The sequence below is a fragment of the Klebsiella sp. MS 92-3 genome, from assembly GCF_000195655.1.
In the GTDB taxonomy this organism is placed as follows: domain Bacteria; phylum Pseudomonadota; class Gammaproteobacteria; order Enterobacterales; family Enterobacteriaceae; genus Klebsiella; species Klebsiella pneumoniae.
On sequence record NZ_GL882866.1, the window covers coordinates 162944 to 176998 of the forward strand.

The 14055-nt window shown below is 61.4% G+C and carries 14 protein-coding genes; 7 read left to right on the forward strand and 7 right to left on the reverse strand.

The features are described 5' to 3' along the window. Positions 1–22: 22 nt before the first annotated feature. The 3 genes from uspE to ogt all read right to left on the reverse strand — a co-directional run bounded on the left by uspE (position 23) and on the right by ogt (position 2574). Positions 23–973: a universal stress protein UspE gene (gene uspE / locus HMPREF9538_RS01565; protein WP_002903391.1), complete on the reverse strand. Its 951-nt coding sequence runs from the start codon at positions 971–973 to the stop codon at positions 23–25. A 138-nt stretch (positions 974–1111) separates the two neighbouring features. Further along, positions 1112–1864, reverse strand: coding sequence for a fumarate/nitrate reduction transcriptional regulator Fnr (fnr, locus tag HMPREF9538_RS01560; RefSeq protein WP_002903394.1), 753 nt, complete (start codon positions 1862–1864; stop codon positions 1112–1114). Positions 1865–2058: 194 nt separating this feature from the next. Continuing rightward, a complete protein-coding gene (gene ogt, locus HMPREF9538_RS01555; protein ID WP_004224598.1) occupies positions 2059–2574 on the reverse strand; it encodes a methylated-DNA--[protein]-cysteine S-methyltransferase in 516 nt (171 codons plus the stop codon). Positions 2575–2866: 292 nt separating this feature from the next. Between ogt and HMPREF9538_RS01550 the strand changes: the two genes are divergently transcribed. Beyond that, a complete protein-coding gene (locus HMPREF9538_RS01550; RefSeq protein ID WP_002903398.1) occupies positions 2867–3025 on the forward strand; it encodes a hypothetical protein in 159 nt (52 codons plus the stop codon). A gap of 32 nt (positions 3026–3057) precedes the next feature. Here HMPREF9538_RS01550 and abgT read toward each other — a convergent pair whose 3' ends face one another. From abgT to HMPREF9538_RS01535, 3 genes are all read right to left on the reverse strand, one after another. Then, entirely contained in the window at positions 3058–4584 is a 1527-nt protein-coding gene (abgT, locus tag HMPREF9538_RS01545; protein ID WP_002903400.1) for a p-aminobenzoyl-glutamate transporter, read from the reverse strand. A gap of 119 nt (positions 4585–4703) precedes the next feature. Next, positions 4704–6149 carry a M20 family metallopeptidase gene (locus HMPREF9538_RS01540; protein WP_004176321.1) on the reverse strand — a complete coding sequence of 482 codons (1446 nt, stop codon included), beginning with the start codon at positions 6147–6149 and terminating at the stop codon, positions 4704–4706. After that, positions 6149–7459, reverse strand: coding sequence for a M20 family metallo-hydrolase (locus HMPREF9538_RS01535; RefSeq protein ID WP_009760675.1), 1311 nt, complete (start codon positions 7457–7459; stop codon positions 6149–6151). Before HMPREF9538_RS01535 ends, HMPREF9538_RS01540 begins: the two co-directional genes overlap by 1 nt. Positions 7460–7625: 166 nt before the next feature. Here HMPREF9538_RS01535 and HMPREF9538_RS01530 point away from each other — a divergent pair, with 166 nt between their 5' ends. Both HMPREF9538_RS01530 and smrA read left to right on the forward strand, forming a co-directional pair. Next, positions 7626–8534: a LysR family transcriptional regulator gene (locus tag HMPREF9538_RS01530; protein WP_002903460.1), complete on the forward strand. Its 909-nt coding sequence runs from the start codon at positions 7626–7628 to the stop codon at positions 8532–8534. Between the two features lie 101 nt (positions 8535–8635). Next, a complete protein-coding gene (smrA, locus tag HMPREF9538_RS01525; protein WP_009760676.1) occupies positions 8636–9199 on the forward strand; it encodes a DNA endonuclease SmrA in 564 nt (187 codons plus the stop codon). Here smrA and HMPREF9538_RS01520 read toward each other — a convergent pair. Next, positions 9196–10002: an IclR family transcriptional regulator domain-containing protein gene (locus HMPREF9538_RS01520; RefSeq protein WP_004151560.1), complete on the reverse strand. Its 807-nt coding sequence runs from the start codon at positions 10000–10002 to the stop codon at positions 9196–9198. The two genes, smrA and HMPREF9538_RS01520, sit on opposite strands and share 4 nt — an antisense overlap. Before the next feature lie 169 nt (positions 10003–10171). Here HMPREF9538_RS01520 and HMPREF9538_RS01515 point away from each other — a divergent pair, with 169 nt between their 5' ends. From HMPREF9538_RS01515 to HMPREF9538_RS01500, 4 genes are all read left to right on the forward strand, one after another. Continuing rightward, on the forward strand, positions 10172–10858 hold the full coding sequence (locus HMPREF9538_RS01515) for a 3-oxoacid CoA-transferase subunit A (RefSeq protein ID WP_009760677.1): 687 nt from the start codon (positions 10172–10174) through the stop codon (positions 10856–10858). 10 nt (positions 10859–10868) lie between these two features. Next, a complete protein-coding gene (locus HMPREF9538_RS01510; RefSeq protein WP_004151559.1) occupies positions 10869–11525 on the forward strand; it encodes a 3-oxoacid CoA-transferase subunit B in 657 nt (218 codons plus the stop codon). A gap of 10 nt (positions 11526–11535) precedes the next feature. Then, a complete protein-coding gene (pcaF, locus tag HMPREF9538_RS01505; protein WP_020316477.1) occupies positions 11536–12738 on the forward strand; it encodes a 3-oxoadipyl-CoA thiolase in 1203 nt (400 codons plus the stop codon). A 9-nt stretch (positions 12739–12747) separates the two neighbouring features. Beyond that, positions 12748–14055, forward strand: a 1308-nt coding sequence (locus HMPREF9538_RS01500) for a 3-carboxy-cis,cis-muconate cycloisomerase (protein ID WP_009760679.1), incomplete at its 3' end; no start/stop codon positions are given.

Below are 14055 nucleotides of genomic sequence, written 5' to 3' on the forward strand. Positions count from 1 at the left end.
GGGGGAAGATGAGTGGTAGCGGTTAATCGTCGTCGTCGTCGTCCAGTTCCACCGGCGTCTGGTAGGCCTCCGGTTTCAGCACCAGCAGGTCACAGCGCAGGTGGTCGACAACCTGTTCCGCGGTATTGCCGAGGAACGCCGCCGACAGGCCGGTACGTCCGACCGTTCCCAGCACCACGATCCCCGCCTGCAGATGCTCGGCGAGGTCCGGGATCACCTCTTCAGGCAGTCCTTTTTCGACGTGGGTGAATTTTTCATCGATGCCAAACTTCTGCCGCAGCGCTTTCATCGCCAGCAGATGCTGGCCGCGGATCGCGTCGTTGTAGACGCTGGGATCAAAATCCGGCAGTTCTATCGCGATATTGATCGGCGTCACCGGGTAGGCACCGATCAGGTGCACTTCAGTGTGGTTGACTTCTTCCGCCAGCGACAGCGTCTCGCGAACCAGCTTCTCGTTAAGGGTGTTGTGATAATTCTCTTCGCTGGCGAGATTGACGGCGACCAGCGCTTTGCCGCCTTCCGGCCACGGCTGGTCTTTGACCATCCACACCGGGCAAGGGCATTTACGCAGCAGATGCCAGTCCGTCGGGGTAAAGATCACCGCCTCCAGTTTGTCGTGCTGGTGGGCCATCTTCAGCAGCAGATCGTGTTTCTCACTGACCACCTCCTGAATAATCGCTTCGAAGGGACGGTTGTGCCACACCACTTTCACGTCAATCGGCACGCCCGATTCCAGGTAGAATTTCGCCTGCTCGCGGATCCAGGCCGTTCGTTGGGCAATGACGCCCTGGCGCATTGCCGTCCGCTCGTCCGGCGACAGCAGGGTGGTCATTTCATAGGAAAAATCATAGATCGGCAAAAAGGCTTTGATGCGTCCACCAATCCGTTGGTGCAGGTACACCGCTCGCCTTAGCGCCGGCTGGTCGTCCTGGTTAGGATCGATTACTACCAGCATGCTCTGATACTTCGCCATACAGGGTCTCCTTACAACTGCAGCTACCGTCAGTTATTAAAAAGATAACCTATATGGATGAATTGAAACAGGGGAGGAGCCTGGTCAGATCAACAAATCTGAAAAAATTGCCGATCGTGACCAGGTATTGCGCAGAGATTAAGCGACGTTGCGCGCCTGCCCGGCCAGCTGGGCCAGCAGATCGCTGTTTTCAATAGTGATATATTTGCCTTTCACCGCCAGCATGCCGCTTTTCTGAAAACGGCCCAGCAGACGGCTGATGGTTTCGACGGTGAGGCCGAGATAGTTGCCAATATCGCCGCGGGTCATGGTCAGCCGGAACTCACGTGGCGAGAAGCCGCGCTGGGCGAAACGACGAGAAAGGTTATAGATAAACGCGGCCAGGCGCTCTTCGGCATTCTTTTTGGAAAGCAACAGGATCATATCCTGGTCGCCTTTAATCTCACCGCTCATCAGGCGCATCATCTGCTGACGCAGATTGGGCATTTTTCCGGAAAGATCGTCAAGGGTTTCGAAGGGGATCTCGCAGACCATCGAGGTTTCCAGCGCCTGCGCAAAGCTCGGGTGCAGACCGGTGCCGATGGCGTCAAAGCCCACCAGGTCGCCCGCCAGATGGAAGCCAGTGATCTGCTCATCACCTTGCTCGGTGATGGTATAGCTTTTGATGGTCCCGGAGCGAATAGCGTACAACGACTTCAGCTCATCACCGGCTTTGAACAAGGTTTGACCTTTCTGGATAGGCTTTTTCCGCTCGATAATATTATCCAGCTGATCAAGCTCATGCTCGTTCAGAGTAAAGGGGATGCAGAGCTGGCTAATGCTGCAATCCTGACAATGGATTGCACAACCGCCAGACTGAATGCGTCGAATAATTCGCTTCTCAGGGATCATATGTCTGCTCAGGCCTTAATTGATATTGGTCAATTTTAACATCTTTTTGATCAGCAGGTAAGTCTTCAGGCCCGGAAACACGTAATATCAGCAGGGTAAATCAAATCGCCTGTGTATCTATTTGATTAAAAACAGATTATTACGCCACTTTTGATTGTAAAATTACCTGAAAATTCCAGAAAAGGCATTTTCAGTCAAAGCAACAGATAGCCCTCGTGACGCAAAAGCCACTCTTTACGCTGTACGCCGCCGGCATAGCCGGTCATGGTGCCGTTGCGCCCGATGACCCGATGGCAGGGCACCACGATACTCACCGGATTGGCGCCATTGGCGGCGCCCACCGCGCGCGCGGCGCCGGGACGACCGAGCGCCTCGGCCAGTTGGCCGTAGTGCATCACCTGGCCACAGGGGATATCGCGTAACGCCTGCCAGACCTGGCGCTGAAAAGGGGTGCCGGCGGTGGCGGTAGGCAGAGTCTCGATAATGGCTAAATCGCCGGCAAAATAGTCGCTCAGCTTACTGCTGAGACCGCCGGGATTGCGGCAGTCGACGCGCTGATAGCCTTCCCGGCGATAGTGAACGTCGAGCAGCGTTTCCATCCGATCGCGGTGCTCGTCCCACTCGACGGCGCGCAAATTAAACTGTTCGTCGCAAAGCACCCACAACGGCCCCAGCGGGGTATCCATTTTATCCTGCAGCAAGGTCAACATCGTTTCTGTCATCCACCATCGTACATGAGAGGCACACGATACCACGCGCTGACGGCAGTCAACTATACTCCCAAAAGGTAAAACCGCATCGCCAGATAGCACGGCGGGCTATCCGCCGTGGAGGCATTCTGCGATCGCCACGATGATTTATTTTTGGATCGATCCTGGCGGGTTACCGGACAGGGTTTTTGCTACTTTTAAGCTGACGACGTCGGTCCTCCGCGCCGCTGTGCGCGCTCGGGAAAGTGCTACCGCGTCGGCGCGGCGCGGTTAATAACTCAGAGGTGGAGCTATGCAATATATACTGACTGGCGTAATCGTACTGATCTTCAGCGGTCTGGTTATTCACGGTATGTCGCTGTTGCTTGAGCGAGGGTATCGCGCGCTTTTCGGCATATTCGCCGGAGCCGGGGAAGCGACCCGTAAGTTCAAAGTGAAGATATCGCGTTAAGCTAAGGCGGCCGTCCCTGGCGCATCGGTGGGTTAAGACAGCCGCGGATAGATGCCAGGGCCGATCGGCAGTCCCACCAGATACCAGCCCACCAGCAACAGCAGCCAGACGGCGAGAAAAATCAGCGGGTAAGGGAGCACCAGCGAGTAGTAGGTGCCGAGGCGGGCATCCGGCCGGTAGCGCTGTAGAAAGCCGAGAAACAACGGCACAAACGGTGACACCGGCGCCAGCGGCAGCACCGATGAATCAGCGATACGAAACAGGATCTGCGCAAACGCCGGGTGAAAGCCCAACAGCATAAACATTGGCACGAAGATCGGCGCCAGAATCGACCAGATGGCCGAGCCGCTGGCGATAAACATACACAGAAAAGCCGACAGCAGCGCAAGACCGACAAACGCCGGAACACCGTTCATGCCTGAACTCTCCAGCAGATCCGTCAGCCCGACGGCCATAAACTTGCCCATGTTGCTCCAGTTGAACATCGCCACGAACTGCGCCAGCGGGAAGACCATCACGATAAACCCGGCCATCTCTTTCATCGGCTCAATCATCAACTGCGGCAGGTCGGCCTGGCGGCGAATTTTGCCGGTGGCGATGCCGTATGCCAGCGACACGACAAAGAAGAAAAAGATAATTAGCGGCACGATGCCTTTGATAAACGGCGAGGGCATGACCGTATGCTGAACCGGATCGCGAAGAATACCGTTTTCGGGGACCACCATCAGGGCGATGACCGCCACGAATACCAGCGTCGCCACGCCGGCGATGCGCAGGCCGAACCGCTCCCCGGGCGTCAGCGTCTGCAGCTTTTCATCACGACTGCCTTGCCACTGGCCCAGCCGCGGCTCGACCAGCTTATCGGTGATCAGTCCGCCGACGAGCGTCAGAACGATCACCGAGGTCGCCATAAAGTACCAGTTGTCGATCACGCTGACGTGCAAAGAGGCATCGATGGACTTTGCCGCCTCGGTGCTGATCCCGGAGAGCAGCACGTCGGTGGTGACAATCAGTAGATTGGCGGTAAAGCCGCAGCCCACGCCGGCTATCGCCGCCAGCAGACCAGCGACAGGATGCCGACCGACGGCAAGAAACATCAGCGCCCCCAGCGGCGGCATAATCACCAGCGCCGCATCGGAAGAGATATGGCTGAAAAAGGCGATAAACAGCACCATATAGCTGGCATAGCGGGCGCTGACGTGCGAGGCCATCTTGACCATCAACGCCGGTAACAGGCCCACCCGCTCGGCAAAGCCGGCGCCCAGCACCAGGGCGAGGATCGCGCCCAGCGGCGCGAAACCGCTGAAGTTTTTAATCACGTTCGGCAAAAACCAGTGCAATCCTTCCACGCTGAGCAGGTTTTTGACCACCACCCGCGAACCGTCAGTTGGGTTTTGTACCCCAACGTTGAGGGCGGAGAGGATTGCCGTGGCAGCGATCAGCACGGCGATGAGATAGATAAACAGCAAAAACGGGTGCGGGACCTTGTTACCGATCTTCTCTACCCAGCCATAGCGCTTTCCGCCGGGGGAAGATGACGGTATGGATGACATACTCATGGGCATTCCTCTGTTGTCGTTGTTGTGTTGGGCAGGCCTGCTCCCGTACTGCCGGCGGTTATTATGGGCGGTGCGTGCCGCGATCCGGTCAGCGTTGGCCAGGAGTAGCCTCTAAGTGGTTATCGTAAAACGGACGGACTCACCTCCGCCGGGATCGGGCAACGATAGGGGCGTTCGGCCAGTACCTGCCTGAGCTCTTGCTGGCTGGCCTCCAGCAGGGCGCTGTCGCTGAATAAACGGATGGCGGTCGCCGCGAGGACTTTCCCCGCCAGCAACATCCCTTTATGGGCAATGGAGGTTCTGCCCTGGCTCACCAGCTGCCAGCTGTGCAGCGGGGTACCCACCGCGAAGCACGGGCTGAAGCACTGGGCCACCGGCGCTTTCCAGCTAACATCGCCGACGTCGGTGGATCCGGCGAGGACGTTATCCGTGGCCGCCCAGGGCGCCACCTCATCAATCAGCAAGGTGTCGCGGTGGCGACGAGCGAACGTTTTGCCTTCCTCGCCACTGGTGCCGGCAATATTGTTCAGGCTGTTGTTAATATCATTGGCGCTGAGAGTGGCGCGGATCGCCGCGGCAAAAGCGCGTTCCTCGTCGCTCCAGGCGGGGGTACCGTAATGACAGACCGCCTGATACATCGCCGCCTCAAGCGTGCGGTTGGGCAGATAGCTGGAGCAGGCTTTTTCAAAGCGGCAGCTGACCTGGGTCTCGGTCATCAGCGCGGCCCCCTGGGCAATCTTCTCTATGCGGGCGAAGATTTGCTCAGCGTCGGCCATCTCCGGCGCGCGGATCAAATACAGCACTTCCGCCTGCGCCTGCACCACGTTGGGCGAGACGCCGCCGGTATCGGTAATGGCGTAATGGACGCGCGCCTTCTCGATGATATGTTCATTGAGGAAATTGCTGCCGGTGGTCATCAGGGTGACGGCATCCAGCGCGCTCCGGCCCAGGTGCGGCGAATTAGCGGCGTGGGCCGCGGTGCCGGTAAATCGCCATGCCGCCTGAATGTTGGCGAGGGTGCGGGTACTGAACATCCCGGCCCAGGCTTCCGGATGCCAGGTCAGCGCCGCATCGACATCATCAAACAACCCTTCGCGCACCATAAAGGTTTTTCCCGAACCGCCTTCCTCGCCGGGACAACCGTAGAAGCGCAGAGTGCCGCTGTCGCCGTGCTGCTGCAGCCAGCCTTTGGCGGCGACCGCCGCGGCGAATGCCGCGGTGCCGAGCAGATTGTGCCCACAGCCGTGGCCGTTGGCTCCCGGTGTCAAGGGCGTCGGTTCCGCGCTGTGGGCCTGCTGGCTGAGTCCCGCCAGGGCGTCAAATTCGCCGAGCAGGGCAATGACCGGTTGGCCCTCACCGACGCTGGCGATAAAGGCATTCGGGATCCCGCCGGCATCGCGAGTGAGCTGAAAACCTTCCGCCTCCAGGGCGTCGGCCAGCCGTTGGGCTGACCAGAACTCCTCAAAGCGGGTCTCCGGGTGGTCCCAGATGTCGTCGGCGATGGCGCAGTAAGTGTCGCGTTGTGCCTCAACCACCTCGTCCACAAACTGAAAAATGGCTTCCATTACACCCCCCGCTGCCAGGGAAAGTTAAGCGCGACGCGCGCCAGGGTTTCGACCGCTACCGCCATCACGCTCTCGTCGAAGTCAAACTTTTCGTTGTGGTGACCGGCGCTGAGTTCAGTGCCGAAAATCATGTACGAGGCGAGGCCGCCGCGCGCCTGGACCCGGGCCATCATCAGGGTGGCGTCTTCCGAGCCCGCCGGGGCGGCGATGCGATCCACCGCCTGTTGCACGCCGGGCACCCGGGCGGCCTGTTCGCGCAGATAGTCCACCCACGCCGGCGACGGTGCGCTGGCGGTCGCCGCGCCCATCATGCGCAGTTCGTAGCGGGCTTCGTACATCGCCGCAGCCCCGGCGACGACGTGCTGCGCCCGCTCGAACACGTACTGATTAATGGCTTCGCTTTCGCCGCGGGTTTCCACTTTTAACAGCGCGGAAGAGGGCACCACGTTGCGCCCGGTACCGGCCTGCATCACCCCGACGTTGACCCGCGAGGCGCCGGCGCTGTGCGGCGGGATGGCGTGCAGGCCAAGGGCGGCCTGGGCGGCGGCCAGCAGCGCGTTGCGCCCGTCCTCGGGCTTGCCGCCGGCGTGGGCGGCCACGCCGCTGAACTGCACGTCGAATTTGGTGGTGGCCATAAAGTTGTCTCCACCGCAGACGACGGTACCTGCCGGGACGCCGGTCCCTATATGGATCGCCGTGAAATAATCCACGTCATCAACCACGCCGGCGGCCACCATCGCGCGGGCGCCGCGGGTACCCTCTTCAGCAGGCTGGAAAATCAGTTTAATGACGCCATTGAGCTGGGCGGCATACTGCTTGAGCACATGCGCCAGCCCCAGCCCGATGGCGGTATGGCCGTCATGGCCGCAGGCGTGCATCATGCCGGCGTTGCAGGAGGCGAAATGATCGCGATGGGGGCGGTGGCTATCGTCATGCTGTTCGTTGAGATCGAGGGCATCCATATCGACGCGAAAGGCCAGGGTTGGCCCGGGCCGCCCGGTGTCGAGCGTGGCCACCACGCCGGCGAAACCGCCTTCAAACGCCGGCAGCCAGCGCTCCGGCGCGCCCTGTTCGCGGGCGCGTTCGAAAGCCTGGGCCAGGGTCTCCTCGTCCGGCAGCCCCATCCGGCTGTCGGCATCGATGACGTCGCGGCCTAGCGCCAGCTGATAGCCTAGCCCGTCAAGAATATCCGCGACCTTACTGGCGGTGCGAAACTCCAGCCAGCCGGATTCAGCGTGCAGGTGAAAATCACGGCGCCATTGGGTCATGGAGGGCGCTAGTTGGCGGAGGTATTCATCAAGTTGCGGCATAGCTTATCCTGTCATAAGTAAAAAATGTGACGGCGTTCACGATGTGATAGCTTTTGTTTATCACTGACGCGCTACAGGCCTTAACACCCTTAACCTGCCACAGCCTGATGGATTACAGTAGATGTCATTTTCTTCTGTCTGATAAGCAACGGTTATCACTAAAAGCATGGCATTTCAGATTAAATTTCATCAAATTCGCGCCTTCGTCGAAGTAGCCCGGGAAGGCAGTATCCGTGGCGCCAGCCGGGCGCTGGCGGTCTCGCAGCCGGCGCTGACCAAAGCGATTAAAGAGCTGGAGGAGGGGCTTTCCGCCCAGCTGTTCGTCCGCCGCAGCCAGGGGGTGGCGTTAACCGACAATGGCGAAAGTTTTTATCAACATGCGAGCCTGATCCTTGAGGAGCTGCGGGCGGCGCAGGATGAACTGCTGCAGCGCCAGGGGGAACAGGCCGGGCAAATTAATATTGGCCTTGGCGCCAGCGTCGCCCGGTCGCTGATGCCGTCGGTGATCTGCCGCTTTCATCAGCAGCACCCCCAGGTGAAGGTGCGGATCATGGAGGGTCAGCTGCTGGCGATGATTAATGAGCTGCGCCAGGGGGAGCTGGATTTCACCATTAATACCTATTACCCCGGGCCGTACGACCATGAGTTCAGCTTTGAGAAACTGTTTGAGAAACCGTTCGCGGTGTTCGCCCGCGCGGGCCATCCGGCGGCGCAGGCCACCTCGCTGGGGGAGTTGATGGATCACCACTGGACCATGCCGACGCCGCGCGGCAGCTACTTCAAGCAGCTGCAGGAATGCTTCGAACAGCTGGGACGGGAGCCAAAGGTGGGGATCGTCTGCGAAACGTTCTCATCCTGCATCAGCCTGGTGGTGAAAAGTGATTTTCTCAGCATCCTGCCGGTGGAGCTGGGCAACGACCCGCTGATGGCCGACAAACTGGTGATGATCCCCATCCGTGAAGTGTTACCCACCGCCACCTATTATCTGATCCAGCGGCGCGATACCCGGCAGACGCCGCTCACGGCGTCGTTAATCACCCTGTTCCGCCGCCAGAGCCGACAATTGTTTCCTTAATCGTCCGTCGCGCTCACTTTGCCAGCGAACGCGGCTAAACGCGTTGAGAGGGGAGCGCGAGGCGGCTATAGTAGCTGGCGACAGCCGCTGGAGGAGAGCCCATGAACCTTGATGACAAATCCCTGTTTCTTGACGCCATGGAAGATGTCCAGCCTCTGAAACGTAATCATGACGTGCACTGGCATCCCGGGCGTAACAGCCGGGCCCCGCAACGCGTCGATACCCTGCAGCTGGATAATTTTCTCACCACCGGCTATCTCGATATCGTGCCGCTCGCCACGCCGCTGGAGTTTAAGCGAGAAGGGCTGCAGAGCGGCGTGCTGGATAAGCTGCGGCGGGGGAAATACAGCCAGCAGGCGAGCCTCTCCCTGCTGCGCCAGCCGGTGGAACAGTGCCGGCAGATGCTCTTCGCCTTTATGGTACAGGCGCAGAAAGAGGGGTTACGCAATGTGCTGATCGTTCACGGCAAAGGCCGCGACGACCAGTCCCACGCCAATATTATCCGCAGCTATCTGGCGCGCTGGCTGGAAGAGCTGCCGGAGGTGCAGGCCTTCTGCGCCGCGCTTCCGCATCATGGAGGCAGCGGCGCCTGCTATGTCGCGCTGCGTAAATCGGCGCAGGCGAAGCAGGAGACCTGGGAGCAGCACGCCAAGCGCAGTCGTTAGCGCAGAAGCAGCGTCAGCTCGCGGGCGGCTTTTTGCAGCTCCGGCAGCACGCGCTCGATCATCTCGCGGGCCGTCATCTGGCCCGCATGCACCCCGACGTTGAGCGCCGCCTGGACCTGCCCCTGAGCGTTAAACAGCGGGACCGCGAGGGAGCGCAGCCCCATCTCCAGCTCCTGATCGTTGAGGGCATACCCCTGCTGATGCACCCGTTTCAGTTCGGCGCGCAGCTTCGCCACCGAATCCACCGTCTGTGGGGTATAGCGGATCATGGTCACCCGGGCCAGCATATCGTTGAGCTTCTCCTCCGGCTGATGGCTCAGCAGCACCCGGCCCATCGAGGTCGCCCACGCCGGAAGGCGACTGCCGATATCCAGGTCGATGGTCATAATCCGCGAGCTGGAGGCGCGGGCGATATACAGGATATCGTCGCCGTCGAGGGTGGCGATGGAGCAGGACTCATTGAGCATTTCGCTCAGATGCCGCAGCACCGGCTGCGCCGAACGCGCCAGCGGCGTCGAGGCCAGCCAGGCGTGGCCCAGCGCCAGGATCCGCGGCCGCAGCTGGAAATTCTTACCGTCTTCGGCATACACGAACCCCAGCTTGCTCAGGGTATACAGGCAGCGGCGTACCGCGGCGCGCGGGATGCCGGTCTTCTGACTGATCTGTGAGATAGACAGCAGGGGCCGCTGCGGCGTGAACGCCTGAATCACCTCCAGACCCCGCGCCAGGGAGGCCATAAAGTTAGGATCGCCTTTAAACGGATCGCCGTCGCCGGTCAGTAAATCGTCTGGATGCTTGTCCATTTCTGTTCCCCATATTTGCCATCGATCACATTCTTTCGCTAAAGATAACCGATGTTCGATTATCGCACCATATTTCGATTATCGCCCTTGACCGACATCGTTAAGCGGGTCACATTTTGTGCGAACAACGAATAAAAGTGCGATTACCGCACATCACTGGAGCGACCTGATGATTGATAAAAGCGTATCGACGCTGAGCGAGGCCATCGCCGGGATCCACGATGGGGCGACTATTATGATCGGCGGCTTTGGCCCCGCCGGCCAGCCGACCTTTCTGATTGACGCCCTGATTGACCAGGGCGCTCGCGACCTGACCATCATAAATAACAACGCCGGCAACGGGGAAGTGGGTCTCGCCGCGCTGCTCAAGGCGGGCCGGGTGCGCAAAATGATCTGCTCCTTTCCGCGCCAGGTGGATTCGCAGATTTTCGATGATCTCTACCGTCGCGGCAAAGTGGAGCTGGAGCTGGTGCCGCAGGGCAACCTCGCGGCGCGGATCCAGGCGGCCGGCGCCGGGCTGGGGGCGGGATTTACCCCCACCGGCTACGGCACGCCGCTGGCGGAAGGCAAGGAGACACGGGAAATCGACGGTCGCCACTACGTGCTGGAGTACCCGATCAAAGCCGATTTCGCGCTGATTAAAGCTCACCAGGGCGACCGCTGGGGCAACCTGGTCTATCGCAAGGCGGCGCGCAACTTTGGCCCGATCATGGCGACAGCGGCGAAAACCACCATCGTAGAGGTCTCGCAGCTGGTGGCGCTGGGCGACCTCGACCCGGAAAACATCATCACCCCCGGCATTTTCGTCCAGCGCGTCTTCTCGCTGGAAAACCTGACTGCCGCACAACGCGCCTGAGGAGCCCGACATGCAAAAACTGACCCGTGACGAAATGGCCCAGCGCGTGGCCCGCGATATTCCCGAAGGCGCTTACGTCAACCTCGGCATCGGCCTGCCGACCCGCATCGCCAATTACCTGCCCGCTGACAAAGAGGTGTTCCTGCACAGCGAAAACGGCCTGTTGGGGATGGGGCCGAAACCGCAGCCCGGGGAAGAAGATCCCGAGCTGATCAATGCCGGTAAAGAGTATGTCACCCTCCTGCAGGGGGGCTGCTATTTCCACCACGGCGACTCCTTCGCCATGATGCGCGGCGGCCATCTCGATATCTGCGTGCTGGGGGCCTATCAGGTTTCCGCCAGCGGCGACCTCGCCAACTGGAGCACCGGTGCGCCGGATGCGATCCCGGCCGTTGGCGGGGCGATGGATCTGGCCATCGGCGCCCGCCAGGTGTTTGTGATGATGGACCACCTGACCCGTGACGGCGAGTGCAAGCTGGTGGCGCAGTGCAGCTACCCGCTGACCGGCGTCGGCTGCGTCAGCCGGATCTATACCGACCTGGCGGTGATCGACATCACCGACCGCGGCCCGGTGGTGCGGGAAATCTTTAACGGCCTCTCTTTTGAAGAGCTGCAGCGCATCACTCCGGTGGCGCTGACCTTTCAACAACTGGCGGAAAGCGCGTAAGGAACCTATGATGAATCAGGCATTTATCTGTGATGCGGTGCGTACACCCTTTGGCCGTTTCGGCGGTGCCTTGGCGACGATGCGCGCTGACGACCTGGCGGCGCTGCCGCTGAAAGCGCTGCTGGCGCGGAACCCGGGACTGGATCCATCGCGCATTGACGATGTGATCTTTGGCTGCGCCAACCAGGCCGGGGAAGACAACCGCAACGTGGCGCGAATGGCGCTGCTGCTGGCCGGCCTGCCGGAGAGCGTGCCCGGGAGCACCATCAACCGCCTGTGCGGTTCCAGCCTTGACGCGATCGGCGTTGCGGCGCGGGCGATTAAAAGCGGGGAGACGCAGCTGATGATCGCCGGCGGGGTGGAGAGCATGTCCCGCGCGCCGTTTGTGATGGGGAAAGCGGAGAGCGCCTTTAGCCGCAGCATGCAGATGGAGGATACCACCATCGGCTGGCGCTTTATTAACCCGCAGATGAAAGCCCTGTACGGCGTGCATTCCATGCCGGAGACGGCGGAAAACGTCGCCGATGAGTTTGCCATCTCCCGTGCCGATCAGGACGCGTTCGCCTTACGCAGTCAGTTGCGCACCGCCGCGGCGCAAGAGGCGGGGCGTTTCGCCGATGAGCTGATCGCCGTCCAGGTGCCGCAGCGCAAAGGCGAGCCGCTGCTGTTTAGCCGCGATGAGCACCCGCGCAGCACCTCGCTGGAGGCGCTGGCTAAACTGCGCGGCGTGGTGCGCGCCGACGGCAGCGTTACCGCCGGTAACGCCTCCGGGGTTAACGACGGCGCCTGCGCGCTGCTGCTGGCCAGCGAGACGGCGCTGTCGGCTAACGATCTTCAGCCGCTGGCCCGGGTGGTCGGCGTGGCGACGGCTGGCGTGGCGCCGCGGATCATGGGCTTTGGCCCGGCGCCGGCGGTGCGCAAGGTGCTGGCGCAGACCGGCCTGACATTAGGCCAGATGGATGTCATGGAGCTGAATGAAGCCTTCGCCGCGCAGGCGCTGGCGGTGACCCGTGATTTGGGCTTACCGGACGATGCCGCCCACGTGAACCCTAACGGCGGGGCGATTGCGCTGGGCCACCCGCTCGGCGCCTCCGGCGGCCGGCTGGCGATGACCGCGGCTTATCAGCTGAAACGGACCGGCGGTCGTTACGCCCTGTGCACCATGTGCATCGGCGTCGGACAGGGGATCGCCCTGATTATTGAACGCGTTTAAGGAGCCAGAATGAGTTTGTTGACCCCGATGCTGCGCAGCAGTCCGCTAACCGACTGGTTCAGCGACGCGCAGCGGGTGCAGGGCATGCTGGATTTTGAAGCGGCGCTGGCGCAAGCGCAGGCCGCCTGCGGGATGGTGCCGCCGGAAGCGGTCGGGCCAATTGTCGCGGCCTGCCGCCACGAGGCCATCGATTTTGCCGCGCTGGGCGAGGCGGCGGTGGGAGCCGGTAATCTGGCCATCCCGCTGGTGAAACAGCTGACGGCGCAGGTAAAAGCGCAAGATCCTGAGGCTGCGCGCTACGTTCACTGGGGCGCTACCAGCCAGGACGCCATCGACACCGGACTGGTGCTCCAGCTGCGCGGGGCGCTGGATGCCGCTGAGACTCTGCTTGAGCAGCTGTTGGCGGCCCTGGCTCTCCAGGCGGATCGTTATCGCGATGCCGTGATGCCGGGCCGGACCTGGATGCAGCACGCGCTGCCGGTGACCTTTGGCCTGAAGCTGGCGGGCACCCTCGACGCGCTCCTGCGCTGGCAGCAGCGGCTGCGCGAGATGCGTCCGCGGCTGCTGGCGCTGCAGTTTGGCGGCGCCGCGGGCACTCTGGACGCGCTAAAAGAGAAAGGGCCGGCGGTTGGCCTGGCGCTGGCGCAGATCCTCGGTCTGTCGCTGCCGGATACTCCGTGGCACAGCCAGCGCGATCGGCTACTGGAGGCGGGCGCCTGGTTCGCCGGCGTCTGCGGCACGCTGGGGAAATTCGCTAACGACTTTTCCCTGCTGATGCAGACCGAAGTGGCTGAGGTGGGCGAGCCGGTGGCGGAAGGCCGCGGCGGTTCGTCGACGATGCCGCATAAGCGCAATCCGGTGGCCTGCGCGGCGATCCTGACCGCCGCCCAGCGTACGCCGGGGCTGATGGCGACGCTCTACGCCAGCCAACTCCAGCAGCATGAGCGGGCGCTGGGCGGCTGGCAGGCGGAGTGGGAGACCCTGCCGGAGCTAATTACCCTGGTGGGCGGGGCGTTGGCGCAAAGCGAGGCGCTGGTGCGCGACATGCAGGTTTTCCCGCAGAAAATGCGCGCCGATCTCGATATCACCCATGGGCTGATTATGGCTGAGGCGGTGACTCTGGCGCTGGCGGAATTCATTGGCAAAGCCGAGGCGCATCATCACATCGAAGCGCTGTGCCGCCAGGCGCTGGACCGTCACTGCCCGCTGGTCGATCTGCTCGCGGCTGACCCACAGGTCAGTCAGTATCTCTCTCGTGAACGCTTAACCACGCTGCTGGACCCGGCAACGGCGACCGGCAGCGCCGAACGCTTTGTG

Bases quoted from the DNA above. Each gene is read 5' to 3' on its own strand.
- uspE (WP_002903391.1), bottom strand. From the start codon at position 973: ATGGCGAAGTATCAGAGCATGCTGGTAGTAATCGATCCTAACCAGGAC.
- fnr (WP_002903394.1), bottom strand. From the start codon at position 1,864: ATGATCCCTGAGAAGCGAATTATTCGACGCATTCAGTCTGGCGGTTGT.
- ogt (WP_004224598.1), bottom strand. From the start codon at position 2,574: ATGTTGACCTTGCTGCAGGATAAAATGGATACCCCGCTGGGGCCGTTG.
- HMPREF9538_RS01550 (WP_002903398.1), top strand. From the start codon at position 2,867: ATGCAATATATACTGACTGGCGTAATCGTACTGATCTTCAGCGGTCTG.
- abgT (WP_002903400.1), bottom strand. From the start codon at position 4,584: ATGAGTATGTCATCCATACCGTCATCTTCCCCCGGCGGAAAGCGCTAT.
- HMPREF9538_RS01540 (WP_004176321.1), bottom strand. From the start codon at position 6,149: ATGGAAGCCATTTTTCAGTTTGTGGACGAGGTGGTTGAGGCACAACGC.
- HMPREF9538_RS01535 (WP_009760675.1), bottom strand. From the start codon at position 7,459: ATGCCGCAACTTGATGAATACCTCCGCCAACTAGCGCCCTCCATGACC.
- HMPREF9538_RS01530 (WP_002903460.1), top strand. From the start codon at position 7,626: ATGGCATTTCAGATTAAATTTCATCAAATTCGCGCCTTCGTCGAAGTA.
- smrA (WP_009760676.1), top strand. From the start codon at position 8,636: ATGAACCTTGATGACAAATCCCTGTTTCTTGACGCCATGGAAGATGTC.
- HMPREF9538_RS01520 (WP_004151560.1), bottom strand. From the start codon at position 10,002: ATGGACAAGCATCCAGACGATTTACTGACCGGCGACGGCGATCCGTTT.
- HMPREF9538_RS01515 (WP_009760677.1), top strand. From the start codon at position 10,172: ATGATTGATAAAAGCGTATCGACGCTGAGCGAGGCCATCGCCGGGATC.
- HMPREF9538_RS01510 (WP_004151559.1), top strand. From the start codon at position 10,869: ATGCAAAAACTGACCCGTGACGAAATGGCCCAGCGCGTGGCCCGCGAT.
- pcaF (WP_020316477.1), top strand. From the start codon at position 11,536: ATGAATCAGGCATTTATCTGTGATGCGGTGCGTACACCCTTTGGCCGT.